This window comes from Pseudomonas fluorescens (assembly GCF_902497625.1).
GTDB classification, from domain to species: Bacteria; Pseudomonadota; Gammaproteobacteria; order Pseudomonadales; family Pseudomonadaceae; genus Aquipseudomonas; species Aquipseudomonas fluorescens_BQ.
This window is the reverse complement of record NZ_CABVGX010000108.1, coordinates 1-1,983: the sequence shown is the minus strand read 5'-3', so window position 1 is coordinate 1,983 and position 1,983 is coordinate 1. Positions and strand designations below refer to the sequence as shown.

Below are 1,983 nucleotides of genomic sequence, written 5' to 3'. Positions count from 1 at the left end.
CCGATGCCGACGATGAATTTTGGCTGCATCCATGGCGGCGACAACCCCAACCGTATCTGCGGCCAATGCTCGCTGGAGTTCGATCTGCGGCCCTTGCCGGGCATGGACCCGAACGCCTTGCGCGCCGAGATTCTGCAAAAACTCAAGCCGGTTGCCGAACGGCATCAGGTGAAGATTGAGTATGCGCCGCTGTTCCCTGAAGTGCCGCCGTTCGAGCAGGCCGAGGATGCCGAACTGGTGAGGGTCGCGGAAAAGCTCACCGGCCATCGCGCCGAAGCAGTGGCGTTCGGCACCGAAGCGCCTTATCTTCAGCACCTGGGCTGTGAAACCCTGGTGCTCGGCCCCGGCGATATCGCCTGCGCACACCAGCCGGGGGAATACCTGGAAATGTCACGTTTACAGCCTACGGTGCATCTACTACGGCAACTGATTGAACATTACTGCCAGACGCCGGCCACGACGCGAGTGCCAGGAATCTGAACATAACCCCCGGTGGGAGCGGGCTTGCTCGCGAAAGCGGTGTGCCAGGCAACATCAATGGCGACTGATATGCCGCTTTCGCGAGCAAGCCCGCTCCCACATTAAAAATGTATCGGCCGTGAATCGTGGGACACAAAAAAAACCGGCCGAAGCCGGTTTTGTAATTTCTGCGCAGTCAGAACGAAGCGTTCTGCAGACCGTCCAGATAACGCTCGGCGTCCAGTGCCGCCATGCAGCCGGCGCCGGCCGAGGTGATCGCCTGGCGGTAGACGTGATCCGCTACGTCACCGGCGGCGAAGATGCCGTCGATGTTGGTGGCGGTAGCGTTGCCTTCACGGCCGCCATGCACCACCAGGTAACCGTCTTTCATGGTCAGCTGGCCTGCGAACAACGAAGTGTTCGGGGTGTGGCCGATGGCAATGAACACGCCGTCGACTTTCAGCTCGTCGAAGCTGCCATCGTTGTTCTTCAGACGGGCACCTGTAACGCCCATGTTGTCGCCCAGGACTTCGTCGAGGGTGGCGTTAAGCTTGAGGATGATCTTGCCCTCGGCAACGCGAGCGTGCAGCTTGTCGATCAGAATCTTCTCGGCACGGAACGTTTCGCGACGGTGGACCAGGGTCACGGTGCTGGCGATGTTGGCCAGGTACAGCGCCTCTTCGACAGCAGTGTTGCCGCCACCGACCACAGCCACTGGCTTGTTGCGGTAGAAGAAACCGTCGCAGGTCGCGCAGGCCGAAACGCCTTTGCCCATGAACGCCTCTTCCGACGGCAGGCCAAGATAGCGAGCGCTGGCGCCGGTGGCGATGATCAGCGCGTCGCAGGTGTAAGTCGCGCTGTCGCCGGTCAGGCTGTAAGGCTTGGAAGCGAAGTCCACCGCGTTGATGTGATCAAAGACGATCTCGGTTTCAAAACGTTCAGCGTGCTCTTTCATACGCTCCATCAATGCCGGGCCGGTCAGACCGTGGACATCGCCCGGCCAGTTGTCGACTTCGGTGGTGGTGGTCAGTTGACCGCCGGCCTGCATGCCGGTGATCAGCAGCGGCTTGAGATTGGCACGGGCCGCGTAGACAGCAGCGCTGTAACCGGCAGGGCCGGAACCGAGAATAATCACTCGCGAATGACGGACTTCAGACATGACCTGCTCCTGTTGACCGGCCCGAAACATCTGGCGCGGAACGCCGGGTTGGCCGGCGTGAATAAAAAAGGACCGTTGAAAGCACTTGGGGAAGGCTTGAACTCGACAGTCCTGTAAAAGAATGGGTGCAGCGTATCGAGGGGGCGAAGATTAAGGAAATACCGAATAACAATCCAGCTCATAGGCGGTCTCTATTCGGTTACCGCAAATATATAGACGCCTTTGTTACCGTTGATGTCGATGCTGCCGCTGTGCTTTCGCCCGTGTGGCAAAGCCGGTAAGGTCGGCGCGTTTCCCTTCGCTCGGAGCACGATATGCCTGCACCCGTACTGTCTGGCCCGCAATATTTGCGCGAAGGACTCAAG

At 59.6% G+C, this 1,983-nt stretch carries 2 protein-coding genes; one reads left to right on the top strand and one right to left on the bottom strand.

What is annotated here, in order from left to right:
• Positions 1-480, top strand: a 480-nt coding sequence (locus tag F8N12_RS27410; RefSeq protein ID WP_150583130.1) for a M20/M25/M40 family metallo-hydrolase, incomplete at its 5' end; no start/stop codon positions are given.
• 175 nt (positions 481-655) lie between these two features.
• Here the strand turns inward: F8N12_RS27410 and trxB are convergent.
• Positions 656-1,618: a thioredoxin-disulfide reductase gene (trxB, locus tag F8N12_RS27400; protein WP_150580498.1), complete on the bottom strand. Its 963-nt coding sequence runs from the start codon at positions 1,616-1,618 to the stop codon at positions 656-658.
• Positions 1,619-1,983 lie beyond the last annotated feature (365 nt).